The following is a 24,088-nucleotide window of genomic DNA, read 5'->3' as shown; positions in this document are numbered from 1 at the left end:
GCCTCCACTGGTAAAGAATAGGGATATCTGACTTTAGACACCGCTCTTCTATAAGAAGTGCGGTGGAGTCTTCTTTAGAAAGGATTGAACGTATGGACTTACAAGCTGCAGAGAAGAAAGTTCTAGAACTGCAAACGTTGTTGAACCAATACAGCTATGAATATTATGTGATGGACCAGCCATCAGTACCTGATGCTGAATATGATCGTCTGCTCCGTGAACTTATTGAGTATGAGGAGAAATTTCCGGAACTGCAAACGGCGGACTCACCGACACAACGGGTCGGTGGCGCCATTTTGGATATGTTTGAAAAAGTGGAGCATACCACACCAATGCTTAGTTTAGGCAATGCCTTCAATGAAAGTGACTTAAGGGATTTTGATAGAAAGGTCAGACAATCTGTAGGTGATGATTTTTCCTATGTATGTGAATTGAAAATTGATGGACTTGCCGTCACTCTTCAATATGAGAATGGATATTTCGTAAGAGGGGCAACCCGTGGAGATGGAACGATCGGTGAAGATATTACCGCTAATTTAAAAACGATCAAGTCGATTCCATTGAAGCTGCGGGAGCCGGTTGCCATAGAAGTGCGCGGTGAGGCCTTCATGCCAAAAAAATCATTCGAATCATTAAACAAGGCTAAGGAAGAACGCGGTGAGGAACCATTTGCAAACCCAAGAAATGCAGCTGCCGGCTCGTTAAGGCAGCTTGACCCAAAACTTGCTGCGAAACGGAACTTGGATATTTTCCTTTATGCGATTGCCGGTTTGGGCGAAACAGGGGTACGTTCCCACAGTGAGGGTCTGGATTTATTGGATCGACTCGGGTTTAAGACGAATCGGGAAAGAAAAAGATGCTCGAATATAGAGGAAGTGCTGGCCTATATAGTAGAATGGACGGAACAACGTCCAAACTTAGCCTATGATATTGATGGAATTGTCGTAAAGGTGGATTCCCTTGAACAGCAGGATGAATTAGGTTTTACTGCAAAAAGTCCGCGATGGGCGATTGCTTATAAATTCCCAGCTGAAGAAGTCATTACAACCCTAAGGGATATCGAGCTGAATGTTGGCCGTACGGGTGTATTGACCCCGACCGCCGTTTTGGATCCCGTTCGGGTAGCAGGTACCACTGTACAGCGAGCTTCACTTCATAACGAAGACTTAATCCGTGAAAAGGACATCAGAATCGGAGATCAAGTGGTCGTGAAAAAAGCGGGTGACATCATTCCAGAGGTAGTCAATGTACTGACAGAGCGCCGTACAGGGGAAGAAGTCGAGTTCCAGATGCCGACTGAGTGCCCGGAATGCAGCAGTGAACTTGTCCGGCTGGACGGGGAGGTTGCTTTACGCTGCATCAACCCGAAGTGTCCTGCACAAATACGGGAAGGCCTGATTCACTTTGTTTCCCGTACAGCAATGAATATAGACAGTCTTGGTGAAAAAGTGATTAGCTTGTTATTTAAAGAAGAACTCATACAAGATGTGGCTGATATTTATAAGCTTACATACGATCAACTGATTGCTTTGGAAAGGATGGGGGATAAATCCGTCAATAAACTTCTTCAAGCAATCGAAGCTTCGAAAACCAACTCGTTGGAAAAATTACTATTCGGGCTGGGCATTCGCCATGTTGGTTCAAAAGCTGCCAAGACGCTTGCGAGGGAATTCGGGACGATGGAAGCCTTAAGCAAGGCGAGCCGTGAAGAACTAACGGCCATTAATGAAATAGGCGATAAGATGGCCGATTCCATCGTGGCTTATTTTGAATTGGAAGAAGTCCATGCATTATTGAATGAGCTGGATGCAGCCGGTGTGAATCTTACTTTCAAAGGGCAAAGAGCTGTTGCTATAGAAGATATCGACTCCATTTTTGCCGGTAAAACAGTCGTTTTAACGGGGAAACTGCATCAGTTAACACGTAACGAAGCAAAAGAGAAATTAGAGGCGCTAGGAGCTAACGTTGCTGGAAGTGTCAGCAAGAAAACCGATTTGGTCGTAGCTGGCGAAGATGCCGGTTCCAAACTGGCAAAAGCGGAAAGCCTAGGCGTCATGGTATGGGATGAAGAGAGACTGATTGAGGAACTAAATAAATAAGAGGTGTAGCTATGAGGAAACACTCTATTTTGGGGATGATTCTTATACTGCTTCTTGCTGGATGTGCGCCTAGTTTTGATGATAAGCAAGAGGTAGTTCAAGACTCCAAAGACAAAAAAGAAACGGCAATTATTCCGAAGTATAAAATTTCGGAAGAATATTATCAAACAATCCTACCGTTTGAACCATCAAAAGCACGCGGTTTGGTCGTATCCAATCTAAATACCCGATATGACATTGAAGAATTCGAAAATGGTTTGATGCGGTTGGCGCAAACCCAATTCGACCCGGAAGATTACCTGTTTCAAGAGGGGCAAGTACTGGATAGTTCCACGATATCTTCCTGGCTGAACAGAAAATATACCGATAGTCAGTTGAAAGAAAAGAAGAAGAAAGCCTCAGAGAACCTTGGCTTGAATCCGGTTGATCCAGGTAAAGGTGACATTGATATGAGGAATGAAGAAAATCCGATCTATCTTGCCCATATTTTAGAACATAATTACTTGGTAAAAACAAAAGATAATTCAGTGAGCCTTGGCGGAGTTGTAATAGGTCTTGCGTTGAATTCAGTGCATTACTATCAAAAGGAGGAATTCGGTGCCACCTATGAAAATAAAATCGATAGTAAAAAGCTAAAGCAAGAAGGGGAGAAAATTGCTGCAGAAGTCTTAAAAAGGCTGCGTAAAATGGACAAGCTGAAAAATGTTCCGATTACGATTGCCTTATTTGAGCAAAATGAAAAATCTTCAGTAGTCCCTGGGAATTTCATTTCCTATACGAATATCGATAAAAACTCAGACAATATTGGAAAATGGACGAACTTGGACGAAGAGTATTTCCTATTTCCTTCTGCTGGGGCAGAAAAAAAATACCGTGATGACGTCAATACTTTCACGAACTTTAAAGAAGATGTCGAAGAATACTTCCCTAACTTTAACGGAGTCATCGGCAGGGCGTTCTATATGGATGATCAATTGCAAAGTCTGAACATCGATATCCCCATTCAATTTTATGGGAACTCCGAAGCGATCGGCTTTACCCAATATGTTGCTGGACTTGTAATGGAACGTTTTCCGAACTATATTGCCGTACAGGTATCCATCACCTCTGTAAATGGACCTGAAGCACTCATAGTCCGTGAAGCGAATCAGGACGAACCAACCGTTCATATATATGAATGAAAAAAGATGAAGCTTAGCGGCTTCATCTTTTTTGTGTCCCGCTTTTAAATGGGAAAAATCTATCCAAAATAACCTTTAAGCAGGAAGTAAACCCTTCCATTTCAGGGAGCAACTGCTTTAAAAAGGGAACATTTGTCGAATTTTAAAGGACTTATTGTCATTTCCCCGGAAATTCCGGCAACTTCCCCATATTTCCCGGAAAATATCTCTTTTTCCTTATGAAATAATTGAATTTCGACATTGTATCTCTTGTTGCTTTACTGTGTAATAGTTTGATATGATTTAAACGATGATTATATGGAGAAAAGCGACGAAATTCAGTCGATTTGGATATTTTTTCGGAGGTGAAGAGAATGTCACGTATTTCTATGGAACAAGTTAAACACGTTGCCCATTTGGCTCGTTTGGCCATTACGGAAGAAGAAGCACAACAGTTTCAGCATCAGCTTGACCAAATGATTTCATTCGCGGAGCAGTTGAATGAGCTTGATACGGATCAAGTAAACCCGACTTCTCACGTTTTGGATATGAAGAATGTTATGCGCGAAGATGTCGCAAAACCGGGATTGCCAGTAGAAGAAGTAGTTAAAAATGCACCGGATAGCAAAGATGGATATATCCGTGTACCATCTATAATTGAATAAGGAGGGACAATGATGTCGTTGTTCGAACAAAAGGTTTCTGAGCTTCATGAACGCTTACATAAGAAAGAGATAAGTGTCACTGATCTTGTTAACGAATCGTATAAGCGAATCGGACAGGTAGAGGACAAGGTGAAGGCATTTTTGACACTTGATGAAGAAAACGCCCGCAATCAAGCAAAACGATTGGATGATCAATTGGTAAAAGGCGAGAACGAAGGCGCTTTATTTGGTATGCCGATCGGAGTGAAGGATAATATTGTCACTAAAAATTTGCGTACGACTTGTGCGAGCAAAATTTTGGAGAACTTTGATCCAATCTATGATGCAACCGTTGTTCAAAAGCTACAGAATGCAGAAACGGTTACGATCGGGAAATTGAATATGGATGAGTTTGCGATGGGTTCTTCCAATGAGAACTCCGCGTTTCAGGCAACACGCAACCCTTGGAACACGGAATATGTGCCAGGCGGTTCTTCAGGTGGTTCAGCTGCATCTGTCGCTTCCGGTGAAGTCCTATTCTCTTTAGGTTCCGATACGGGTGGATCGATCCGCCAACCAGCGGCATATTGTGGAGTTGTCGGCTTAAAACCTACTTATGGACGGGTTTCCCGATTTGGACTTGTAGCATTTGCGTCTTCACTGGACCAAATCGGTCCCGTTACAAGAACTGTTGAAGACAACGCTTATTTGCTTGAAGCGATTTCAGGTGTGGATCCAATGGATTCGACCTCTGCTAATGTTGGCGTGCCGAATTTTGTGAATTCATTAACAGGCGATGTTAGAGGATTGAAAATAGCTGTGCCTAAAGAATATCTTGGCGAAGGCGTTGGGGAAGAAGCACGTAATTCCGTACTTGAAGCGTTAAAAGTATTAGAGGGGCTTGGAGCTGAATGGGAAGAGGTATCCTTGCCGCATTCCAAATATGCTTTAGCTGCCTATTATCTGCTATCTTCATCGGAAGCTTCGGCTAACCTTTCACGTTTTGACGGTGTGCGTTACGGACACCGTACAGATAATGCAGAAACACTTATAGAAATGTATAAGCAAACCCGTGCAGAAGGATTCGGTGACGAAGTGAAACGCCGTATCATGCTTGGAACTTTCTCCTTAAGTTCAGGTTATTATGATGCTTATTATAAAAAGGCTCAAAAAGTACGTACGTTAATCAAAAAAGACTTTGAAGATGTCTTTGAAAAATACGATGTCATCGTTGGACCGACTACACCTACGCCTGCATTTAAAATTGGTGAAAAAGTCGACGATCCATTAACGATGTATGCGAATGATATCTTGACGATTCCAGTCAATCTTGCTGGTGTACCGGGTATATCCGTGCCATGTGGATTCGCAGCGAATGGGCTTCCGCTTGGACTGCAAATGATTGGGAAGCATTTTGATGAAAGCACGATTTACCGCGCCGCTCACGCATTTGAGCAAGCAACAGATTTTCATAAACAATTTCCTAAGCTGTAAGGGGTGAAAAAAATGGACTTTGAAACGGTGATTGGTCTAGAAGTACACGTAGAATTAAAAACGGATTCTAAAATTTTCTCAGCGAGCCCAAATCATTTTGGTGCCGCTCCAAATAGTAACACGACTGTAATCGACCTAGGCTACCCAGGTGTATTGCCTGTCGTCAATAAAAAGGCTGTTGATTTTGCAATGAAGGCTGCAATTGCCCTGAATTGCGAAGTGGCGGAAATTACGAAATTCGACCGGAAAAACTATTTTTACCCGGACAATCCTAAAGCATACCAAATTTCACAGTTCGATCAGCCGATCGGTGAGCATGGTTGGATTGAGATTGAAGTGGGCGGCAAGAAAAAGAAAATTGGCATTACCCGCATTCATATGGAAGAGGATGCTGGAAAGCTGACACATAAAGGGAACTATTCACTTTGTGATTATAACCGCCAAGGTACGCCTCTAGTTGAAATCGTATCCGAGCCGGATATTACTTCCCCAGAAGAAGCTTATGCATATCTGGAAAAATTGAAATCCATCATTCAATACACCGGCGTTTCCGATTGTAAAATGGAAGAAGGCTCACTTCGCTGTGATGCCAACATTTCCTTGAAACCTGTCGGCCAAAAAGAATTCGGTACGAAAACCGAATTGAAAAACTTGAACTCATTCAACTTCGTCCGCAAAGGGTTGGAGCATGAAGAAATCCGCCAAGCGGAAATCTTGAATGAAGGCGGCATAATCGAACAGGAAACACGCCGGTTCGATGAAGCTACAGGCAGAACGGTACTAATGCGAATTAAGGAAGGATCCGATGATTATCGTTACTTCCCGGAACCGGACTTATTGACAATCCATATCGATGAAGAATGGAAAGCGCGTATCGCTGCCGAGATTCCGGAACTTCCGGATGCCCGGAAAAAACGCTATGTCGAAGAATTTGGCTTACCGGAATATGATGCAGCCGTTTTAACGGTAACGAAAGAAAGTGCTGATTTCTTTGAAGCGACAGTCGCTTCAGGCGCGGATGCAAAACTGGCATCTAACTGGATCATGGGCGAGGTTTCCGCTTTCTTGAATGCAGAAGGTAAAGAGCTGCATGATGTCAAATTGACTGCTGAATCGTTGGCTGGAATGATCAAGCTGATTGAAGATGGCACGATTTCTTCTAAAATCGCTAAAAAAGTTTTCAAAGAATTGATTGAAAACGGCGGGGATGCTGAAACGATCGTCAAGGAGAAGGGACTAGTCCAAATTTCCGATGAAGGCGCATTGCTTACAGCCGTTGAAGAAGCATTGAATAATAACCCTCAATCAATTGAAGATTTTAAGGCCGGTAAACAAAAAGCAATCGGCTTCCTTGTCGGACAGATCATGAAAGCGACAAAAGGACAAGCCAATCCACAGCTTGTTAATAAAATTTTGGTGGAAGAAATCAATAAACGTTAATATTGACCGTATCACTTTTAAAGTGGTACGGTTTTCTCTTGATTAAGAAAAGAGTTTACTGTGAAAAAGCGGAAAAATATTTTTGATTTTTTTTGAGTTATCTGTAGGGGTAACTCCTTTTTGTGCGTCTATTACATGAATGATTAAAAGGAAAGGAGGAAGAGAAGTGACGGATGAGTTAGTTGAGAAGGTAAGGGCTGGGAATGATCATGCATTCCGAATGTTGATTGAAACATATAAACAGACGATTTATAGGACCGTCTATTCCGTCTTGCGGAATCAAAAGGATGCAGAAGATGTTACCCAGGAAGTCTTTATCAAAATCTACACCTCTCTTCCTCAATATAAGAACCAAGGTTTCAAAACCTGGATTACCCGAATTGCGGTCAATCATGCAATCGATCTAAAGAGAAAGAGGGAACGCCAAAAGGAAGAATTGCAGGACGAACATTCATCGGAAGCTAATTTGAGCTTAACGGATGATGTCGAGGCCGTATTCTTTCGGAATGAAAGGCGAAAGCAAGTATTACGGAAGCTGAATGACCTTCCAGAGGGATATCGGGATGTTGTATATGGCTATTACATAAAGGAAAAGACATTCAAGCAAATTGCAGAGGAACAGCATATTCAAGTGAAATCTGTCGAGGTAAAGCTATATCGGGCAAGAAATTGGATGAGAAAACATTGGAAAGAGGAGGATTTTTCATGAATCATGTTCCTGAAGCAGAATGGGTTGCATATTTGGCAGATGAAATACCAGAGGCTCTAAAAATTGAATATGAAAATCATCTATACTCCTGTGACAAGTGTTTGTCCGCCTATATGGAAGCGATGGAAAAAGAAGAAGCCACTCTGGACATCGAAGGATTTGATATTGCAGGTCCGGTCATGGACTCGATTAGCCGATTGAAAGAAGGTTCTGGTGAAGAGGCTAAGCAACACAGAAAAGAGAAATCACTTCGGACGATTACAAGACATTACCTGATTGCGGCCGGATTTACGATTTTATTGATGGTAGGCGGAGTATTTCAATCATTGACGGAATACGTGGATTCTGTGGAATCAAGCAGCGGAAAAGAAACGCAGTCCTTAACCGATGGACTTATTGATAAAACATTTAATTGGATGGAGACAATCGAAAAGAAAAATAAGGAGGGGTTTAGAAATGAATAAAAGTCCGGTATTAGCTTTTTTATTATCGTTTCTGCCAGGTTTCGGACATTTTTACCTAGGAAGGAAATATAAAGGGTTATTTTATTTTCTTGCCACGGCTGGATTGGGGCTTGGAGGTCTTTTTCTATCGTTGATCAGTCAATCGGATGCGTTTCTGGCTTTTTCCGTTATTGGAATGGTGTTTTATTTCATCAGTATATTTGATTTGGTGGTCACCTCACTGAGGAATCCTAAAAGTGAAGAGAATGTAGAGGCCGATCAGCCGGAGGCGGAAAGGTTTTATGTAATCATCCTTTCATTCGTTCCAGGATTAGGGCATTTTCAGCTGGGTCTCATGAATCGGGGACTCATTTTTCTCATCGGCTTTTTAGGCCTTGGCATCATGGTGGTATTCATCAGTGTGATGACTCAAATGGAAGGTCTGTTAATATTCATTGCATTATTGCCTGTTATCTGGATTTACAGCTTTTTTGATTCTGTTCAACAGCTGAATAAAAAGCAAAGAGGTGAGGAGCTTATCGATCGGACCGTTTTGGAAGATTTCGAGGAGAGAAGGGAATCCGGGAAGAAGAGTAAATCGGTCGCGACTTTACTCGCCATTTTTCCTGGTGCAGGTCACTTATATTTGGGGCTGCAAAAACGTGGGATTCAATTGATGGCAGGCTTTTTATTCGCCATTTACATACTGGATTTACTCCGGTTAGGTTTCTTCTTTTTCCTTATTCCGATTATCTGGTTTTATAGTTTTTTTGATGGAATGCAAAAAGCTTCGAAAATGGAAGAGGGTCCAGTAGAAGATACGCCCATCATTTCGGGTATGGTCAATCACCAAAAATGGCTAGGATTGGGGTTGGTGGGAATTGGAATCTATTTCTTGGCCAGTAATATAATCGTCCCGGCCATTGCCCCTCATTTAGATGAATGGATTGGAAGCAACTTGGAGTATTGGTTTAGAGATTATTTTCAAAAAGGACTTGTATGCATCCTTCTCATAGGCGGGGGAATCAAATTGCTGACGGGAAGTAAAAAAGGGAGAGTCGAGGAGGAGACGAAATGAGAACATGGAGAGTCGGAACGATTTCAATGGGGATCTCCCTGGTTGGTTTGGGTTTGGTTTTACTCGTTTCTCAAATTGCGGATATGAATTTGACGACGATTCTGCTATCGTGGTGGCCGTTGCTGTTCATTATCTTGGGTGCAGAGATTCTCTTTTATATTTATTTTTCAAGAAAAGAAAGTTCTTTTGTAAAGTATGATATTCTTAGCATTCTTTTCGTTGGATTGCTTGGAACGACGGGAATAGTTTTAATTCTGCTTACATCCAGCGGATTGATGGATCAAGTTAGGGCTGCCGTGAATAGTGAAGAGAAAACGGTCAATTTGCCTGGTTTCAATAAAAAGGCAGGGAAGGGCATACAGAGAGTTGTCCTGGACACTGGCTCATACCCATTGACAATTGAAAGTGGTAAGGACGAGGAAGTTTCCGTTTTTGGAACATATGGTGAGCGGGTACTGGAAGATGCTGATTCGTTGTTGAAAAAGGCGGAAGATTATTTACTTGTTGAGAGAAATGGGGATACTCTTTATATAAGCTTCAAGGATTTGCCGAGTCAAAATGGATTTTTGGACAGTGGTACAAGAAATCTTAAGGCAACTCTTATAATCCCTGCTGAGTTGGCAGTGGAGATAGACGGACAAAGTACCGATCTTGTCTTGAAGCCTAGAAAGCTCTTGAATGACTGGAGTGTGAAGGACAGCGGAAGTCTAAGTGTATTCCTTCAGGATAATAGTGATATCAAGATAGATGCTAGAGGGGTCGAGGAACTTGAAGGCCCTGAGAGTGGCTGGAAAATGACTGAAGTGAAAGAAGGAACAAGTGAAGAAGGCATTGTAAAAAAGAACGGGATATTCAATACTGGTGAAGGGAAACATACTTTAACGGTTACCGATACATTTAACGTGAACGTTCAATATCCATGATTGAAATCATTTACTAGAATAAAATTGTAAAAAGCATTATAATTTCCCTGATACGATTTCTAGTAAAATGCATATAAAGATATGGACCGAAATACGGTCCTCTTTTTTTCGAATATTGCTTTTCATGTAACGAAGGATTAAGATGTAAATTATGGAATCAATATGTATAAGGATGATGGGAAAATGAAAAGAGCAAGGTTGATTTACAACCCGACTTCGGGCCGGGAAGCCATTAAGAAGAGCCTGCCAGGTGTGCTAGCAAAACTTGAAGAAGCTGGTTATGAAGCTTCTGCACATGCGACGACCGGTGCCGGGGATGCGACGAAAGCGGCTAAGATAGCGATTGAACGCGGCTATGATGTAGTTATTGCAGCAGGGGGCGACGGTACGATTTATGAGGTTGTTAATGGACTGGCCACTGCAGAGAAACGTCCGAAACTAGGAATCATTCCGACGGGAACGACCAATGATTTCGCCCGGGCGCTGCATTTACCGAAGTCGATCGAAGGGGCGGCCGAAATTATTGCCGGTGGGCATACGATGCCGGTCGATATCGGGAAAATGAACGATAAGTATTTCATCAATATTGCTGGCGGGGGCAGATTGACCGAATTGACCTACGACGTGCCGATCAAGCTGAAAACCATGCTTGGTCAGCTAGCGTACTATATTAAAGGAATTGAAATGCTTCCTTCAATTAAGCCGACGGAAGTTTCTATTGAATATGATGGAAAGCTTTTTGAAGGAGAGATCATGCTTTTCTTGGTGGCTAACACGAATTCGGTCGGCGGCTTCGAGAAACTGGCCCCTGACGCCTCTTTGAATGATGGGATGTTCACGTTGCTTATTTTGAAAAAGGCAAACCTCGCTGATATTGTCCGTGTCGCAACATTGGCAATGCGCGGTGAACATATCCATGATAAAAACGTCATTTATGAAAAAGCCAATCGAATTAAAGTACATGCCAAAAAGGACATGATGCTTAACTTGGATGGGGAATTTGGCGGGATGGCCCCAGCTGAATTCGTAAATCAGTACCGCCATTTTGATGTATTCATCCCGCAAGGAATACTGCCGGACGATCCGGCAAATAAATAGGTTGAAGAGGCCACTGAATCTGGTGGCCTTTTCAGTTTAATGAAGCAAGGAGAATTACAAACATGTATATCAGGAAAGCGACACCGGAGGATGCGGAAAAGGCAGCCGAATTGACCCGGTTAGCGATTAAGGAAATTGCAGAGGTTTTGACAGGTGAAACGGAAGAAGAAAGGATACTTTCCGTTCTTGCCGATTTGTTCAGGAAAAGTGGGAATCGGGTCAGCTATGAAAATACGCTTGTCAGTGAACATGATGGACAAGTATCTGGATTGATCATTGCTTACCATGGCAAGGATGCCGAAAGCTTGGATGAACCGATAGTGAAACAATTAAGGATGAAGATGAAAGACCCAAGCGTTACGCTCGATAAGGAAGCGGAAATGAGAGACTTTTATTTGGATACAGTATCCGTTGACCCGGATTTTCAAGGGAAAGGTATTGGCAGTGCACTGATTCAATATGTTGAGGGATACGCTAAACATAAGGGATATCCAAGGGTTTCTTTAGTCGTTGAAAAGGAAAATGAAGCGGCGAATCGTCTCTATAGCAGATTGGGGTATGTGGAAATTAAAACCATTCCGATTAGCGGCCATGAATTTTGCTATATGGTAAAGGAAATAGAAGAACCTCCTGTTTAACAGGGGGTCCTTTTTTCTAATTTGAAATTTGGCACTGTATGCGATTACATTTGCTGTCCATTCATGGCGGCCCAATCAGCGTAAGCGCCGGTGCCATTACAGCCGGGACAGTCGTGTATATCGGAAAAATGATATTCCGTAGGTACGAAGGAGCTGTATCCACGTCCGTAACAATCCGGACAGAGGCCTTTTTCCTCCATACTTGCACGATGTTTTTCTAACCTTGTAGCATTCCAGGCCGATATAGAGTTAAATAAACCCATTTCCTCACCTCATCTGTTTTTCCTTATTTTTCTTTTTTTAGTGAACTTTTATTCTTGGAACTATGAAAAATCCGTAATTCCTTATATTTTTATGAAAACCAAGGTAAATTGGTGAGTGGTTTTGTGACAAGGCCTCTATTGTGGTAAAATACAGGCTAGCATAAAAAAGAAAAGAGAAGATGATATGAAAAAAACAGCACCAGTTGCTAAAAATGATATTATAGAGGTTTTATTTGAAGATTTAACACATGAAGGGGCTGGCGTCGCTAAAGTCGATGGGTACCCGATCTTTGTTCAGAGCGCCCTTCCAGGTGAAAAAGCAAAAATTAAAGTGATGAAAGCTAATAAGGGTTATGGCTTCGGCCGCTTGATGGAGATTATAGAAAACAGTCCATACCGTGTTGAGGTCACGACCGAAGATTACCCTAAATACGGTGGTTGTCAGCTGCAGCATATGAGCTATGAAGGACAGTTGGAATTCAAGGAAAAGCAAGTGCGTGAAGTGATGACACGCATAGGGAAACTTGAGGATGTGAAGGTTCACCCAATTATCGGGATGGAGAATCCAACCCATTATCGCAATAAAGCGCAAGTGCCTGTTGGTGAAAAGGATGGCAAGCTAATAGCAGGGTTCTTCAAACCGCGGACACATGAAATTGTTGAAACGAAAGAAAGCATTATCCAAAATGAAGTGATCAATGAAGCCGTTCAAGTTGTTAAAGAGATTTTCAGTAAACTTGGTATTCCTGCTTATAATGAAGAGGCACATAAAGGTGTTTTGCGGCACATCATGGCCCGTTATGGCAAGCAAACAGGCGAATTAATGATTGTTCTTGTTACAAGAACGAAAAGTATCCCTTTCATCGAAACCATCGTGAAGGAAATCGTTGAACGTCTTCCACAAGTGAAGTCCATTGTACAAAACGTGAATTCCAAGAAAACGAATGTTATCTTGGGCGATAAAATGACTGTACTATGGGGCGACGAAGTGATCCATGATATGATCGGTGATGTGAAATTTGCGATTTCAGCAAAATCCTTCTACCAAATCAATCCAGACCAAACGAAAGTCCTTTATGATAAAGCTCTTGAATATGCAGGACTGACGGGTGAAGAAACGGTGATAGATGCTTATTGCGGCATTGGAACCATCTCTTTATTTTTAGCTAAAAAAGCGAAAAAAGTAATCGGTGTCGAAGTCGTCGAAGATGCGATAGAAGACGCACGCCGCAACGCTGAATTGAATGATATCTCAAATACAGAATTCATGGTCGGCGACGCAGGTAACGTTATTGCTGAATGGTATCAAAAGGGCAACACTGCGGATGTCATCGTTGTGGATCCGCCTCGCAAAGGTTGTGAAGAATCCCTTCTGAATACGATCATCGAGATGAAACCTAACAAAGTCGTATACGTATCATGCAACCCAGGCACTTTAGCGCGTGATCTTCATATATTGGAAGAAGGCGGATATAAAGCAGTTGATATCCAACCTGTCGATATGTTCCCAATGACGACACATGTTGAAAATGTAGTTTTATTAGAGTTGAAATGATTGAGTGTGGGCCCGGTCTAATTGACTGGGCCTACAGTTTTTTTATGGCTTGTACAATTTGGACGTTGATTTCCGTTCAAGGCACTCGCTTTCCGCGGGTCTCCCTAGACGCGCTTTTCCCCTTTTGTTTACAAACTGTGGTCCCGGTCTAAATGACCGGGACCTTTTTACCGTAATTAGTTTGAAGGGAAGGGAGGGAGATTTTTTTTTTGCATGTTTATTCTTGACGCTTTGACTTGGACATATATTAAGAAATATATGAATTGGGAGGCAAGGTGATTTTATTAATTTTCAAAAAGCGGTGGCTGTAATTGTTGGTAGCTTTTTGGTGGGCATCGGAATCAATGGTTTTTTAGTTCCTCATCATTTAATAGATGGCGGCGTTATTGGGATTGCACTTATCCTTCATTATTTCTTTGGTTTTCAAACGGGGTTATCCATGTTGATCCTTAGTATTCCTATATTTTTATATGCCTGGTACTATGAACGGTCTTTTTTCTATAGCAGCGTTCACGGATTGCTTTTGACATCCCTTTTTATGGATTGGCTTAATCCATTGAAAAAGGTCTTTTCCATTTCGATACTAACAAGCTCTTTGATCGGCGGTGCCATCATAGGGATGGGCATAGGACTCATGCTTCGATATGAGACAAGCAGCGGGGGAACGGATATGTTAGCTAAAATCATCTCAAAATCTACCTCCATGGATATTGCTTTGGCGATTATCGTCATAGATACACTAATCATTTCAGCTGCAGCATTCACCTTAGGTATCGAAATATTTCTTTTTTCATGTGTGACGATCGTCATCATTGGACTGATCACATCGCTTATGAAAGTGAGGAAATGAAAAATATAATCAGTTCCTTAAGATATGGGCTACGTCATCTATTGCCCTTTGCAGCTTTTCGCTATTTTTGCTAAACATCTCTTTAGCTTCCTTTGATTCAGTTCCAAGGGCAAACAACTCTAGGTCCGCTTGGCATTTTTTCAAGGTCGCGAGCAAAAGAGGTTTTTCTTGAGGGGAAGGAACTTTAAGCTTATCATCATAAAGGTCCACAGTTAATTCTCCGTTAGAATTAGCTTGACCAAGAAACACATTTTCTAGGAGTACACCCAACTTATCCAGTTCAGTATGAAGCCAATTTCGGTTCAGACCAATCGTGGAAAGTGGTTCATCAAGTATGCTGCCGTCCATAATGATGGTTTGTGGCTCCTTTACTGCAGCTACAGACAAGTTAAGGTCCTTAGCTGTTATAGGTTGATTTTGCTTCTTTAACATTACGGAAAAATCCCCGTTGGCTTCCAATAAGGCAAACTCAACTTCAGAAATATCGAAGACATCCTTCTTCCGGAGCAATCCTAACAATTCATCGATGGTATATTTCTCTTTTTTTAAATTATCTTCCATGACTTTCCCATCTTTGATGAATACCGATGCTTTTCCTTCAATAAGGTCACGAAAAGTTTTACTTTTTAAGGATATTAATCCTGCAATGAAGGGTGCTATGGCAAAAACGAGAATGGACAGTACACCATGTATAATATTGCCCTCCACTTTTGTAGCTAATTCTGCCCCAACATTACCAATGGTTATGCCCGTTACATATTCAAAAAAGGAGAGCTGGGACAATTGTTTTTTTCCTAACACTTTAGTGATCAAAAAAAGAACAATTAAAAAGAATAATGAACGTAAAACAATTTCTATCCAATCCGGCATTACCAAACACCTCCTGCTTGATCATGGTTATTAAAAACCTTTATATTGCGGTTCTTCCCTTTCTAACTCGCCTACGCGCTTCTGTACATCCTTAATAACTTCATTCACCACCAGCATCGTTTCATGCAAGATGCGTTTAGATTCATCATCTTGAGTCCGGAGTGCTAAGCTGGATAAACCTGCTTCAACTCCTTTTAGGCTAGAGACACATTGTTTGACATTGGAAGCTATCGTCATGCAGCATCCTCCTTATCCTTTTAGGTCTAAAATAATGACTCGGAACAATGCGCGGCTGTTATCCCGGCACTGGTTGCTTCAAATATCAGAGGCAACAACCGATTAATCGTATGCTTTTCCACATCCGCTAAGGCTACGGAAACAATCTCCGCAGCCAAGAATGTTCATCCAGTATGAGCAGGTGTGTGTTTGAATACTTCAAACCTTATCTGTCCCGTTACACAAGTAAATCATGGTAGTGATTCACTCGAATTCAATCGATACGGCATGGGCAATGCATGGGATCGTCTCACTTTGTTGAAAGGATAGGGGAGATAACAAGGCCCCTGTAGCCACGACGAGCATTCGTTTTATTTCTCCCTTTTTCATGCGATTTAATAAATGACCATAAACGACGGTTGCGGAACAACCTGGGCCACTTGCCCCGGCCAGGACCGGTTGACCATCCCTGTATATCATTAAACCGCAATCTTTATATTGCTCTTCTTTAATCGGCGTACCATGTTTTTTTAATAATGCCAGAGAAACTTCATGTCCAATCTTTCCTAAATCCCCGGTCACTATTAAATCATAATAGGATGGGTCGAGGTTTCTTTCTCTTAAGTGGGCTTCAATCGTATCTACAGCGGCCGGGGCCATGGCACCACCCATATTGAAAGGATCAGTCAATCCCATGTCGATGACACGGCCTATCGTTGCTGAAGTGACCTTTGGGCCTTCCCCGGAACTGCTTAATAAAGCCACTCCGGCCCCCGTAACGGTCCATTGGGCTGTTGGAGGTTTTTGCCCTCCGTATTCAGTTGGGTAGCGAAATTGCTTTTCTACCGCGGCGTTATGACTTGATGCTCCTGTCAATAAGTACTCTGCCCCTTTGGTATTGACAAGGTATGCACCAAGAGCCAGTCCCTCCATTGAGGTGGAGCAAGCACCAAATAAGCCGAGATAAGGTGTTCCCAGTGTTCGACAAGCAAAACTCGTAGGGGTTATTTGATTGATAAGGTCGCCTCCAAGGAAAAATTGAATCTGTTCCTTCTGAAGACCCGCCTTTTCGATTGCTTTTGTACTCGCTTCTTCCAATAAGACTTTATGTGCCTTTTCATAGGTATCTTGATTGATCCATAAATCGGAATGGAAAAGATCGAAATCATCCGCAAGCATACCGTCTGCTTCAAATGGACCGCCAACGGTTCCTGTGGAGATGATGACAGGTTTTTGATCAAACACCCATGTCCGATGTCCCGTAAGCATTATAAACCACCCCATTGTATGAGTATTGTCAGTGCTAAGATAAAATTTTGGAATAACATAAATCCTTCAGCCGATTTGAATATATTACAGCCATCACCTAAAACGAAACCTCGCCCGGTGTTCAATTGCTGCGGATATAGCGGCATTACCGAAACCTTTAAGTGAAACAAGCGGCAGATTCGGTCATACACCTTAAATCCTTTGAGGAACATAGCAATGAATATTAATATTCCTGCCATTGGGTTTACGGCTGTCTGGTCTGTTAAGTCAAAATGGATATGAAAATTCGAGATGACTTGTCCAATCATGTAAATTGTACCGCCGGTCATAACTGACCTTTTAACTTCCAATTTCCTGTCAATCAAATTCTAAAAAACGGCCTGTTTACGATTTTTAAGCGTATGCAATTCACAGCTTTTACATCCGCGACTCGTACTGATTCATTAGCTTGATTGTCCGCAGTTCGGTCAATTCAGGTATGTAAATTCAAGCCCCGTCCCTTATTAATAGCTGGCTTGGGATTAGCTCAAAGATCCTGTTCTACATAAAAACGACGATTGGTATAGAAAAAGGAATGAAAGATATAAAAAAGGCTGGTTGCTTTAACCAACCTTTTTTATATGAATGATTATTGTTTATATTGAGGTTCCTCGTTTTGAATCTCATCTATGCGAGGGGTGATGCTGTCCACAATCGATTGTGTTTGTTGGGCAGCTTGTTGGTATAGTTGTTTGGCTTGCTCATTATCTGTGGAAAGGGCAAAGGTTTCAAAGCTCGCTTGTGCGCTTTTCAGCCCTGCTATAGTTGTTTTGACATCACTTATTACTGTCATATATGAACCTCCTTAATTTGTAACTGCCTTATTAGAGTAAGGAAAAAAATGATTATCTATACCTTCCAAATTTATCTAGGAATTGTATCGAGTGACTGGCTCTTCCATTAATCAAACGTTTGATTAATGGAAAGGGAACAGGCAGAAGTGTAGTTAAAATCGGATTTATTCGTAGTACAAATCGTTTTTAATGTTTAATTATTGACTGAATTCAGAATTATTAATATAATTATAGAAAACATAACGTGATTACGTGAGGTGATATGACATTTACATTAGGGACGATTTGTATAGTAGAGTTGTTTTTGAAATTTCATCTGAAGAAGTGATAAAAGGACTGCTATTTCATAAAAGCAAACAGGAATCGGAAATTGAAGCGATCAAAAGTAAAATACATAAATATGAGCAAAAACGAAGAGCTGAGGAAGCTTGGTATCAATCCCTATCACCATTTAAACGTTTTTTTACAGGGCGTGCTCCAAGTCATCACCAGGCCGTTGAGCATTTGGTGAATGTTAAAGATAGATATAAACAAATCGAGAAAATAAAACAGAAGGTCACTTTTTTAAATGAGGTGATCGGTTTACTTGAAGCTGAACCGGAAAAACGGGAAATGAATTTGCCATCAGACATCATTAAAGAAATAATGGCCTGGCAGAAAGCGGAGGGAACACCAAGATGACTCTAGAAACGTTAAACGCTGGCTTGGATACGGTTTGGGTGGTTCTGACAGCAGCCATGATTCTATTGATGGAGGGCGGGTTTGCCTTATTGGAGGCAGGGTTCGTCCGTACGAAGAATAATGTGAACATCATCATGAAGGTTTTTGCCGATATTACGATCGGAACGCTTTGCTATTTCATCGTTGGTTTTGGCTTAATGTATGGAACGGATGTATTTGGGACTATCGGAGCAAGCGGCTTTCTGCTGAAAGGTGATTTGTCGCACATCGACCTTACGATTTCCATGGATGCATTTTGGTTATTTCAAGGCGCATTCGTCATCGCCGTTATTTCCATCGTTTCGGGAGCAGTTGCGGAAAGGATAAATTTTCGGGCGTATCTTATTTTTGTCGTAATGATGACGGCATTCATCTATCCGATTGCCGGTCACTGGGTATGGGGAGGTGGCTGGTTAAGCGAGTTGGGTATGCAGGACTTCGCAGGGTCGGCGGTCATTCATGCGCTAGGCGGTTTTTCTGCACTTGCGGCTGCCATTGTAATCGGGCCGAGAGCAGGTAAATTCACTTCACGGGGGACTAGTTCCATTTCGCTGCCGAGTAATCTCCCATTGGCATCTGTTGGGGCATTTCTTTTATGGTTTGGCTGGTTTGGGTTTAATGCAGGAAGCACCTTGCAAGCTACTGATGGACGCATTGGCCATATTGCCATTGTCACGATGCTCTCAGCTGCATCAGGGGGAGCGGCGACCTTGCTTTATACACTTTTTAGATATGGACGCTCGGATGCACCTTCCGTCATCAATGGCTCACTTGCAGGTCTTGTCGGGATTACGGCTGGCTGTGCATTTGTTAGTGATCTGGCGGCATTGTTGATTGGAGCAGTTTCTGGAATGTTGATGTTAGCTGCGACGAATTGGCTGGAAGCCCGAAAAATCGATGATCCGGTTGGCGCCTTTCCTGTTCATGCGGCATCAGGGATGTGGGGTACGATAGCGGTAGGGCTTTTCTCCACTGAAAACGGATTGTTCGCCGGTGGGGGATGGCATTTGCTCGGAGTTCAAACATTAGGATTAGCGGTGTTATGCATCTGGGGCTTTTCATTGACATGGCTCGTTTTTAAAATAATAAATGTTTGGCTGTCTATTAGATCCACTGAAGAAGAAGAAGAACTCGGATTGGATATCAGTTATCATGGCATCATGGCCACACATACCTCGCCGGAATTCATCAAGGTAGAGGACTACTATAAGCGGGATGAAGAATTGACAAGGTAATGACTATAATACAAGATAGAATCAAGATAAGTAAGAGGTGAATTTTAAATGGGTGCATGCAATCTTAATCATTCTCAGCAAGATGTCAGGCTGAAATTTGAGAGTCAAAGAACATTTTTACCAAGCGAAATAAGTCAAACATTAGATCGATATTTGGAAAAAGGGAATTCGCAGGAAACATTGAATGAACTTTTTCATCTATTGAAGAAGTATGACTTGTCTACCCAGGAGGAACAGGAATCAAGAAACGAAAAGTTGAAACGGATAATGTTGTAAACGGGAAAAAACGGGAGTGCAAGGATGACTTCCGTTCTTTTTTTGTTTTTTTTCTTATTAAACGATTAAGGGAGGGGGCGCGGGAATCTGACTCCTATTTTCTTTTTATTCGGTGCATCAGTAATTGTAATTGCTTTTTTAAAGAAGATAGCAGGAATCACATTTAAGGCAGCGAAAACATGACTGTAAACAAAAAGGTGTTAAAGTTTAAGTAACGCGGACAAGGGTTTAGCGGACCTTTAAAGATTTAATCAATCGTTTGATTAAATTTCATGAACTGACTACCAAGCCTTCAATAAAAGCATGGAAAAATAAAAAAGCGGGAGCCCATAATGAGCTCCTGCTTTCTTTAAAAACCATCATCTGTTGCGGTGAAGGGGATGTTTAGGTTTCTTTCCACTGCCCGAAGTCTTTGATTCAGCCTGTTTAACCTATTCGTATGTCGCTGGTCCGCTTGACTTAGCCTGGTGATTTCCTGGTTAATGCGGTTCACTTCACGATTTATCCGCGTGATTTCTTGGTTCTGCCGATTGAGTTCCCTCGTTTGACGCTCGTTTTGACGCTCAAGTTCCCGGACTCTTCTTTCAAGTTGTTGAGGCTGCCTTTCAACATCGAATTGGTCGGGCACCTGGCTATATGGATTCTCTTGAACCTGCTGAAGGTCCCAATCTTGCTGTGGCACATATTCAAATCGTTCAGGCTGTTGGAAATATGGGTTATAATTAGACTGAAAGTACTGATGATTTCCATTTTGTTGTGGAAAAGGATAAAATCCGTATGAATTCATAGTCAACTCTCCTTTTTAAAATCGGGATGGATACTTAATAACTTATGTAAGTTCCGGTAAAGTGACTAGGCGTTAGCCCATAATTAGGGGAAGAAGAGGTAATTTACAGAAAAAATTTCAATAAATTTGCAGAAACCATCTGGTTCCTATATCGTTTAGGATAGGAGAAATTCTTTTATCCTTCTTGAAACCAATCTTAATGATAATCCGTATATATAGAAAAGAGTGTAAGTCAGGAGTGTAATGATAATGAATCGATTTCTTGCTGATTTTGTTCCGATATTGATTGCATTTCCAATGGTTTTGCCGGTTTGGATAATTAGCTATTTTGTATTGAATCAACCGTTTGCCCTGTCCGTTGTCATATCTTTAGCAGGAGGGGTGCTTGCATACTGGCTAAGTTCCGTATATTTTTCATCAAGATACCTCAAAAAACATGAATTGACGAGAAAAGAATATCAATATATAAAGAAAAATTTAACTGAAGCAAAACCGAAGATATGGCGGGTGCAAAAAGCACTAATCTCTGTCAGGCATATCTCTTCTTTCAAACAGAGGAAAGATATGATTAAAATGATCAGGAAAATATATAGTCTGACGAAAAAAGAACCGAAGCGGTTTTACCAGGCGGAACAATTTTATTACTCTCATCTGGATTCCGCCATGGAGCTTGCGGAGAAATATGTTTTTTTAGCACAGCAGCCAAAAAAGAATAGGGAACTCGAACTCTCCTTAACAGAGACTCGTAAAACCTTAAAGGAACTAACTAATACGATAGAAAAGGATTTATATAAAGTGATTGCGGATGATATCGATAACCTTAACTTCGAATTGGATGTTGCTAAGCAATCCATTAAAACGAGAAAAGAGTCACAAGTAATTGATGAAAGCAGGAGGTTAAAATGACTAACAATGATCCAAACCTGTTGAATAAAACGAACAATGCCAGTTTGATCGATGATCTTTTAGCCAATCCATTTGATGGGGTGCAGGAGTTGGAGAAAGCATCTTCCCAGGAAGCGAAACCGGTTAAACTGATTGATGTCATTCCTGAAGAGAACAGGGCAAAGGCTTATCAGCTTGCCGAACAAATCGACCCAACGAATCATCAGGCGATGATTTCCTATGGTACACCCGCCCAATCAAAGCTCCTGACCTTTTCTAATTCGATGCTTGAGCATGTCCAGAAAAAAGATGTGGGTGAAGTGGGCAACATTATCAGTGATTTAATGAAAAAGTTAAACGAGCTGAGCCCGGATGAGCTAAAACCGGATAAGCCCTCATTTTTTGCACGTATGTTCGGGAAGCTCTCGGGATCTGTACAGGAGGTGCTATCCAAGTATCAAAAAACAGGGGCCCAAATTGATCGTATCAGTGTGAAACTCGATCGGAGCAAGAATATCCTGTTATCGGATATCGTAATCCTTGAAAAGCTATATGAAACGAATAAGGATTACTTCCAGGCATTGAATGTCTATATTGCAGCAGGGGAAATCAAACTCGAAGAAATCCATGAGAAAACGATTCCGGAGCTAAGGAAGTCCGCTGAATCAAGCAATGATCAAATGAAGTTTCAAGAAGTCAATGATATGCTGCAATTTGCTGAACGGTTGGATAAAAGGCTTCATGATTTGAAATTGAGTCGTGAAATCACAATTCAAAGCGCACCGCAAATCAGGCTGATCCAAAACACGAATCAGGCACTAGTCGAGAAAATCCAATCTTCGATCATGACAGCCATTCCGCTTTGGAAAAATCAGGTTGCGATTGCATTGACCCTAATCAGGCAAAGGCATGCTGTAGAAGCACAAAAACAGGTTTCCAAAACTACAAATGACTTGTTATTGAAGAACTCCGAGATGCTGAAAACGAATACCATTGAAACGGCTAAAGAAAATGAGCGCGGACTTGTCGATATCGAAACATTAAAGAAAACACAAGCTAACTTGATTTCCACGCTTGAGGAAACAATGCGGATTCAAGAAGAAGGAAGGCATAAACGCCGGCAAGCCGAACAGGAATTGGCATCAATGGAAAATGAACTGAAACAGAAACTATTAGAGATAAAGGGATAAGGGGAGATAACATGGAAACTATCGAAGCTATAAAAACGAGAAGAAGCATTGGAATCGTTAAGCAAGATCCGGTACCTAAGGAAATGATCGAGCAAATCATTGAAGCTGGAACGTATGCACCCAATCATCATCGAACGGAGCCTTGGCGTTTTTTTGTATTGACTGGAGAAGGAAGAAATAAACTTGGCCAGGTATTCGAAGAAATCACAAGAATTGAAAATGCTGATGATACCCCTGAAATTTTAATCAGCAAGCTCGAACGGCAAAAAAAGAATCCATTAAGGGCTCCAGTCATCATCGCAGTGGGCATAGAGCCTAGTGATAAGAATAATGTCCTTGTGGCAGAAGAATATGCGGCAGTGAACAGTGCCATCCAAAACATGCTTCTTGCAGCACATTCTCTAGGTCTGGGAGCAGTATGGAGAACGGGGAAAATAACGTATCATGAAAAGGTCCGTGATTTTTTCAATTTATCCTCTAAGGGAGAGGTATTGGCTTTCATATACTTGGGTTATCCTGACATGGAGCCGAAACCTGCCAAGAGAACACCGATTGATGAATTGACCATATGGATCGAATGAAAGATTGAGAGGGCTGCATCAGTTTATAGACACTGATGCAGCTTTTTTTATTGCCTTCAATAAGGCTTCCTTAAATCTGCATTTAATGAAAGGGATTTGGCTTTGTCAGGCTTCGTTTCAAGTGACGATTGATGAATTAGGTTGTACAATACATAGGGAGAATAAATTTTGATGAATTAGGATGTGTCTATAGATGAGAACGATTGATCCATTTGAGATACTCGATGGAAAAGCGATAAAATATTTGGATGTATTTGGCGTTGAGGATGGCATTGCTTTAAAGAGTAAGTACGAAGATAAATCGTATTGGATATATGATTATTATTGCATGCATCAGACTTGTGATTGCCAGGAAGTATACCTTGAATTCGTTGAGGAGCTTAAAGGCAATAAACAGGCAGGACAGCATTTTGGAGTGAGGGTTTCTTTTGGGGATAATCAATTTGTCCTGGAGGATTATAATATTTCCAAGCAAAAGGCGATGGATATCGCGGAAGATACGCTGAAGTACAGTAAAGATGTAATGGAGTTATTTAAACAGCGGTATCAGCAAATGAAGGAAAAAGGCACGCAAATTATCATGGAAAGTGCAAAGGCAGCTAAAATGCCGCATGTTCACACAGAACCGGTCATTGGCAGAAATGAACCTTGTCCATGCGGAAGTGGGAAAAAATACAAAAAATGCTGCGGTGCAGCTTAACATTTTGGAAGCTGACTCAATTCGGAGTCGCTTCTTTTTTAATTGGAAAAGCGCATGCTTGGAAAAAAACTGAATAATGAATAAAAAAATGTGGCATTAAACGAACGTTTGTTCTATAATTAGAGTACCAGA

General features: G+C 41.6%; 27 protein-coding genes and 1 pseudogene. 21 read left to right on the top strand and 7 right to left on the bottom strand.

Annotation, left to right across the window (positions count from 1 at the left end):
* The first annotated feature begins 92 nt into the window (after positions 1 to 92).
* The 14 genes from ligA to V3595_RS24085 all read left to right on the top strand — a co-directional run bounded on the left by ligA (position 93) and on the right by V3595_RS24085 (position 14,394).
* Complete coding sequence (gene ligA, locus V3595_RS24150) at positions 93 to 2,099, top strand: NAD-dependent DNA ligase LigA (protein ID WP_485910187.1); 2,007 nt, start codon at positions 93 to 95, stop codon at positions 2,097 to 2,099.
* Positions 2,100 to 2,110: 11 nt separating this feature from the next.
* A complete protein-coding gene (locus tag V3595_RS24145; protein ID WP_485910185.1) occupies positions 2,111 to 3,280 on the top strand; it encodes a CamS family sex pheromone protein in 1,170 nt (389 codons plus the stop codon).
* Between the two features lie 353 nt (positions 3,281 to 3,633).
* Positions 3,634 to 3,924 (top strand): Asp-tRNA(Asn)/Glu-tRNA(Gln) amidotransferase subunit GatC, encoded by a 291-nt coding sequence (gatC, locus tag V3595_RS24140; RefSeq protein ID WP_137018236.1) that lies wholly within the window; start codon positions 3,634 to 3,636, stop codon positions 3,922 to 3,924.
* Between the two features lie 12 nt (positions 3,925 to 3,936).
* Positions 3,937 to 5,397 (top strand): Asp-tRNA(Asn)/Glu-tRNA(Gln) amidotransferase subunit GatA, encoded by a 1,461-nt coding sequence (gatA, locus tag V3595_RS24135; protein WP_485910182.1) that lies wholly within the window; start codon positions 3,937 to 3,939, stop codon positions 5,395 to 5,397.
* Between the two features lie 12 nt (positions 5,398 to 5,409).
* Complete coding sequence (gene gatB, locus V3595_RS24130; RefSeq protein WP_251432209.1) at positions 5,410 to 6,837, top strand: Asp-tRNA(Asn)/Glu-tRNA(Gln) amidotransferase subunit GatB; 1,428 nt, start codon at positions 5,410 to 5,412, stop codon at positions 6,835 to 6,837.
* 166 nt (positions 6,838 to 7,003) lie between these two features.
* Positions 7,004 to 7,546 (top strand): RNA polymerase sigma factor, encoded by a 543-nt coding sequence (locus V3595_RS24125; protein WP_485910180.1) that lies wholly within the window; start codon positions 7,004 to 7,006, stop codon positions 7,544 to 7,546.
* Entirely contained in the window at positions 7,543 to 8,010 is a 468-nt protein-coding gene (locus tag V3595_RS24120; protein WP_485910178.1) for a hypothetical protein, read from the top strand. The genes V3595_RS24125 and V3595_RS24120 overlap by 4 nt, the downstream gene beginning before the upstream one ends.
* Complete coding sequence (locus V3595_RS24115) at positions 8,003 to 9,067, top strand: hypothetical protein (RefSeq protein WP_485910176.1); 1,065 nt, start codon at positions 8,003 to 8,005, stop codon at positions 9,065 to 9,067. Before V3595_RS24120 ends, V3595_RS24115 begins: the two co-directional genes overlap by 8 nt.
* Complete coding sequence (locus V3595_RS24110; RefSeq protein ID WP_485910174.1) at positions 9,064 to 9,990, top strand: hypothetical protein; 927 nt, start codon at positions 9,064 to 9,066, stop codon at positions 9,988 to 9,990. Before V3595_RS24115 ends, V3595_RS24110 begins: the two co-directional genes overlap by 4 nt.
* A 183-nt stretch (positions 9,991 to 10,173) precedes the next feature.
* Positions 10,174 to 11,088, top strand: a complete 915-nt coding sequence (locus tag V3595_RS24105) for a diacylglycerol kinase (RefSeq protein ID WP_101225006.1) — start codon at positions 10,174 to 10,176, stop codon at positions 11,086 to 11,088.
* A gap of 62 nt (positions 11,089 to 11,150) precedes the next feature.
* The gene (locus V3595_RS24100; RefSeq protein WP_485910172.1) at positions 11,151 to 11,726 is read left to right on the top strand and encodes a GNAT family N-acetyltransferase; all 576 of its coding nucleotides are present in this window, start codon (positions 11,151 to 11,153) and stop codon (positions 11,724 to 11,726) included.
* A gap of 38 nt (positions 11,727 to 11,764) precedes the next feature.
* Positions 11,765 to 11,947 (top strand): hypothetical protein, encoded by a 183-nt coding sequence (locus V3595_RS24095; protein WP_170971626.1) that lies wholly within the window; start codon positions 11,765 to 11,767, stop codon positions 11,945 to 11,947.
* A gap of 226 nt (positions 11,948 to 12,173) precedes the next feature.
* On the top strand, positions 12,174 to 13,544 hold the full coding sequence (gene rlmD, locus V3595_RS24090; RefSeq protein ID WP_485910169.1) for a 23S rRNA (uracil(1939)-C(5))-methyltransferase RlmD: 1,371 nt from the start codon (positions 12,174 to 12,176) through the stop codon (positions 13,542 to 13,544).
* Positions 13,545 to 13,845: 301 nt separating this feature from the next.
* Complete coding sequence (locus tag V3595_RS24085; RefSeq protein ID WP_350301028.1) at positions 13,846 to 14,394, top strand: YitT family protein; 549 nt, start codon at positions 13,846 to 13,848, stop codon at positions 14,392 to 14,394.
* Positions 14,395 to 14,403: 9 nt separating this feature from the next.
* Here the strand turns inward: V3595_RS24085 and V3595_RS24080 are convergent, their stop codons facing one another.
* From V3595_RS24080 to V3595_RS24055, 6 genes are all read right to left on the bottom strand, one after another.
* On the bottom strand, positions 14,404 to 15,264 hold the full coding sequence (locus V3595_RS24080; RefSeq protein WP_485910167.1) for a DUF421 domain-containing protein: 861 nt from the start codon (positions 15,262 to 15,264) through the stop codon (positions 14,404 to 14,406).
* 30 nt (positions 15,265 to 15,294) lie between these two features.
* Positions 15,295 to 15,501 (bottom strand): DUF1657 domain-containing protein, encoded by a 207-nt coding sequence (locus V3595_RS24075; protein WP_101225000.1) that lies wholly within the window; start codon positions 15,499 to 15,501, stop codon positions 15,295 to 15,297.
* Positions 15,502 to 15,527: 26 nt separating this feature from the next.
* Positions 15,528 to 15,659 carry a hypothetical protein gene (locus V3595_RS24070; RefSeq protein WP_485910165.1) on the bottom strand — a complete coding sequence of 44 codons (132 nt, stop codon included), beginning with the start codon at positions 15,657 to 15,659 and terminating at the stop codon, positions 15,528 to 15,530.
* A gap of 85 nt (positions 15,660 to 15,744) precedes the next feature.
* A complete protein-coding gene (gene spoVAD / locus V3595_RS24065) occupies positions 15,745 to 16,749 on the bottom strand; it encodes a stage V sporulation protein AD (protein ID WP_485910163.1) in 1,005 nt (334 codons plus the stop codon).
* A complete protein-coding gene (locus tag V3595_RS24060) occupies positions 16,749 to 17,078 on the bottom strand; it encodes a SpoVA/SpoVAEb family sporulation membrane protein (protein WP_485910161.1) in 330 nt (109 codons plus the stop codon). Before V3595_RS24060 ends, spoVAD begins: the two co-directional genes overlap by 1 nt.
* A 299-nt stretch (positions 17,079 to 17,377) precedes the next feature.
* A complete protein-coding gene (locus V3595_RS24055) occupies positions 17,378 to 17,581 on the bottom strand; it encodes a DUF1657 domain-containing protein (RefSeq protein ID WP_289318211.1) in 204 nt (67 codons plus the stop codon).
* A gap of 286 nt (positions 17,582 to 17,867) precedes the next feature.
* Here V3595_RS24055 and V3595_RS24050 point away from each other — a divergent pair, with 286 nt between their 5' ends.
* Genes V3595_RS24050 through V3595_RS24040 form a run of 3 tightly spaced genes read left to right on the top strand, consistent with a single transcriptional unit; the run spans position 17,868 to position 19,813 of the window.
* On the top strand, positions 17,868 to 18,263 hold the full coding sequence (locus V3595_RS24050; protein ID WP_485910159.1) for a hypothetical protein: 396 nt from the start codon (positions 17,868 to 17,870) through the stop codon (positions 18,261 to 18,263).
* Positions 18,260 to 19,537: an ammonium transporter gene (locus V3595_RS24045; RefSeq protein ID WP_485910157.1), complete on the top strand. Its 1,278-nt coding sequence runs from the start codon at positions 18,260 to 18,262 to the stop codon at positions 19,535 to 19,537. The genes V3595_RS24050 and V3595_RS24045 overlap by 4 nt, the downstream gene beginning before the upstream one ends.
* A 48-nt stretch (positions 19,538 to 19,585) precedes the next feature.
* Positions 19,586 to 19,813: a hypothetical protein gene (locus V3595_RS24040; RefSeq protein ID WP_485910155.1), complete on the top strand. Its 228-nt coding sequence runs from the start codon at positions 19,586 to 19,588 to the stop codon at positions 19,811 to 19,813.
* A 349-nt stretch (positions 19,814 to 20,162) separates the two neighbouring features.
* Here the strand turns inward: V3595_RS24040 and V3595_RS24035 are convergent, their stop codons facing one another.
* Positions 20,163 to 20,600, bottom strand: a complete 438-nt coding sequence (locus tag V3595_RS24035; protein WP_289318207.1) for a coiled-coil domain-containing protein — start codon at positions 20,598 to 20,600, stop codon at positions 20,163 to 20,165.
* A 249-nt stretch (positions 20,601 to 20,849) separates the two neighbouring features.
* Here V3595_RS24035 and V3595_RS24030 point away from each other — a divergent pair, with 249 nt between their 5' ends.
* From V3595_RS24030 to V3595_RS24015, 4 genes and pseudogenes are all read left to right on the top strand, one after another.
* Positions 20,850 to 21,506 (top strand): 5-bromo-4-chloroindolyl phosphate hydrolysis family protein, encoded by a 657-nt coding sequence (locus V3595_RS24030; RefSeq protein WP_101224994.1) that lies wholly within the window; start codon positions 20,850 to 20,852, stop codon positions 21,504 to 21,506.
* Complete coding sequence (locus tag V3595_RS24025; protein WP_137018253.1) at positions 21,503 to 22,675, top strand: toxic anion resistance protein; 1,173 nt, start codon at positions 21,503 to 21,505, stop codon at positions 22,673 to 22,675. The genes V3595_RS24030 and V3595_RS24025 overlap by 4 nt, the downstream gene beginning before the upstream one ends.
* An 11-nt stretch (positions 22,676 to 22,686) precedes the next feature.
* Positions 22,687 to 23,256 carry a nitroreductase family protein gene (locus V3595_RS24020; RefSeq protein ID WP_485910152.1) on the top strand — a complete coding sequence of 190 codons (570 nt, stop codon included), beginning with the start codon at positions 22,687 to 22,689 and terminating at the stop codon, positions 23,254 to 23,256.
* Positions 23,257 to 23,878: 622 nt separating this feature from the next.
* Positions 23,879 to 23,956, top strand: a pseudogene (locus V3595_RS24015) (SEC-C metal-binding domain-containing protein); the annotation flags it as partial.
* Positions 23,957 to 24,088: the final 132 nt, after the last annotated feature.

It is taken from the genome of Bacillus sp. CFBP9009 (assembly GCF_036541465.1).
Classification (GTDB): Bacteria; Bacillota; Bacilli; order Bacillales; family DSM-1321; genus Peribacillus.
This window is presented reverse-complemented; position numbering and strand designations above follow the sequence as displayed.

What these genes read in the sequence shown, in the direction of transcription:
- V3595_RS24030 (WP_101224994.1), top strand. Translation starts at nt 20,850, where the DNA reads ATGAATCGATTTCTTGCTGATTTTGTTCCGATATTGATTGCATTTCCA.
- V3595_RS24060 (WP_485910161.1), bottom strand. Translation starts at nt 17,078, where the DNA reads ATGACCGGCGGTACAATTTACATGATTGGACAAGTCATCTCGAATTTT.
- gatA (WP_485910182.1), top strand. Translation starts at nt 3,937, where the DNA reads ATGTCGTTGTTCGAACAAAAGGTTTCTGAGCTTCATGAACGCTTACAT.
- V3595_RS24025 (WP_137018253.1), top strand. Translation starts at nt 21,503, where the DNA reads ATGACTAACAATGATCCAAACCTGTTGAATAAAACGAACAATGCCAGT.
- V3595_RS24105 (WP_101225006.1), top strand. Translation starts at nt 10,174, where the DNA reads ATGAAAAGAGCAAGGTTGATTTACAACCCGACTTCGGGCCGGGAAGCC.
- V3595_RS24040 (WP_485910155.1), top strand. Translation starts at nt 19,586, where the DNA reads ATGGGTGCATGCAATCTTAATCATTCTCAGCAAGATGTCAGGCTGAAA.
- ligA (WP_485910187.1), top strand. Translation starts at nt 93, where the DNA reads ATGGACTTACAAGCTGCAGAGAAGAAAGTTCTAGAACTGCAAACGTTG.
- V3595_RS24115 (WP_485910176.1), top strand. Translation starts at nt 8,003, where the DNA reads ATGAATAAAAGTCCGGTATTAGCTTTTTTATTATCGTTTCTGCCAGGT.
- V3595_RS24095 (WP_170971626.1), top strand. Translation starts at nt 11,765, where the DNA reads ATGCGATTACATTTGCTGTCCATTCATGGCGGCCCAATCAGCGTAAGC.
- V3595_RS24120 (WP_485910178.1), top strand. Translation starts at nt 7,543, where the DNA reads ATGAATCATGTTCCTGAAGCAGAATGGGTTGCATATTTGGCAGATGAA.
- V3595_RS24075 (WP_101225000.1), bottom strand. Translation starts at nt 15,501, where the DNA reads ATGACGATAGCTTCCAATGTCAAACAATGTGTCTCTAGCCTAAAAGGA.
- gatC (WP_137018236.1), top strand. Translation starts at nt 3,634, where the DNA reads ATGTCACGTATTTCTATGGAACAAGTTAAACACGTTGCCCATTTGGCT.
- rlmD (WP_485910169.1), top strand. Translation starts at nt 12,174, where the DNA reads ATGAAAAAAACAGCACCAGTTGCTAAAAATGATATTATAGAGGTTTTA.
- V3595_RS24055 (WP_289318211.1), bottom strand. Translation starts at nt 17,581, where the DNA reads ATGACAGTAATAAGTGATGTCAAAACAACTATAGCAGGGCTGAAAAGC.
- V3595_RS24080 (WP_485910167.1), bottom strand. Translation starts at nt 15,264, where the DNA reads ATGCCGGATTGGATAGAAATTGTTTTACGTTCATTATTCTTTTTAATT.
- V3595_RS24020 (WP_485910152.1), top strand. Translation starts at nt 22,687, where the DNA reads ATGGAAACTATCGAAGCTATAAAAACGAGAAGAAGCATTGGAATCGTT.
- V3595_RS24145 (WP_485910185.1), top strand. Translation starts at nt 2,111, where the DNA reads ATGAGGAAACACTCTATTTTGGGGATGATTCTTATACTGCTTCTTGCT.
- V3595_RS24110 (WP_485910174.1), top strand. Translation starts at nt 9,064, where the DNA reads ATGAGAACATGGAGAGTCGGAACGATTTCAATGGGGATCTCCCTGGTT.
- V3595_RS24045 (WP_485910157.1), top strand. Translation starts at nt 18,260, where the DNA reads ATGACTCTAGAAACGTTAAACGCTGGCTTGGATACGGTTTGGGTGGTT.
- V3595_RS24035 (WP_289318207.1), bottom strand. Translation starts at nt 20,600, where the DNA reads ATGAATTCATACGGATTTTATCCTTTTCCACAACAAAATGGAAATCAT.
- spoVAD (WP_485910163.1), bottom strand. Translation starts at nt 16,749, where the DNA reads ATGCTTACGGGACATCGGACATGGGTGTTTGATCAAAAACCTGTCATC.
- gatB (WP_251432209.1), top strand. Translation starts at nt 5,410, where the DNA reads ATGGACTTTGAAACGGTGATTGGTCTAGAAGTACACGTAGAATTAAAA.
- V3595_RS24100 (WP_485910172.1), top strand. Translation starts at nt 11,151, where the DNA reads ATGTATATCAGGAAAGCGACACCGGAGGATGCGGAAAAGGCAGCCGAA.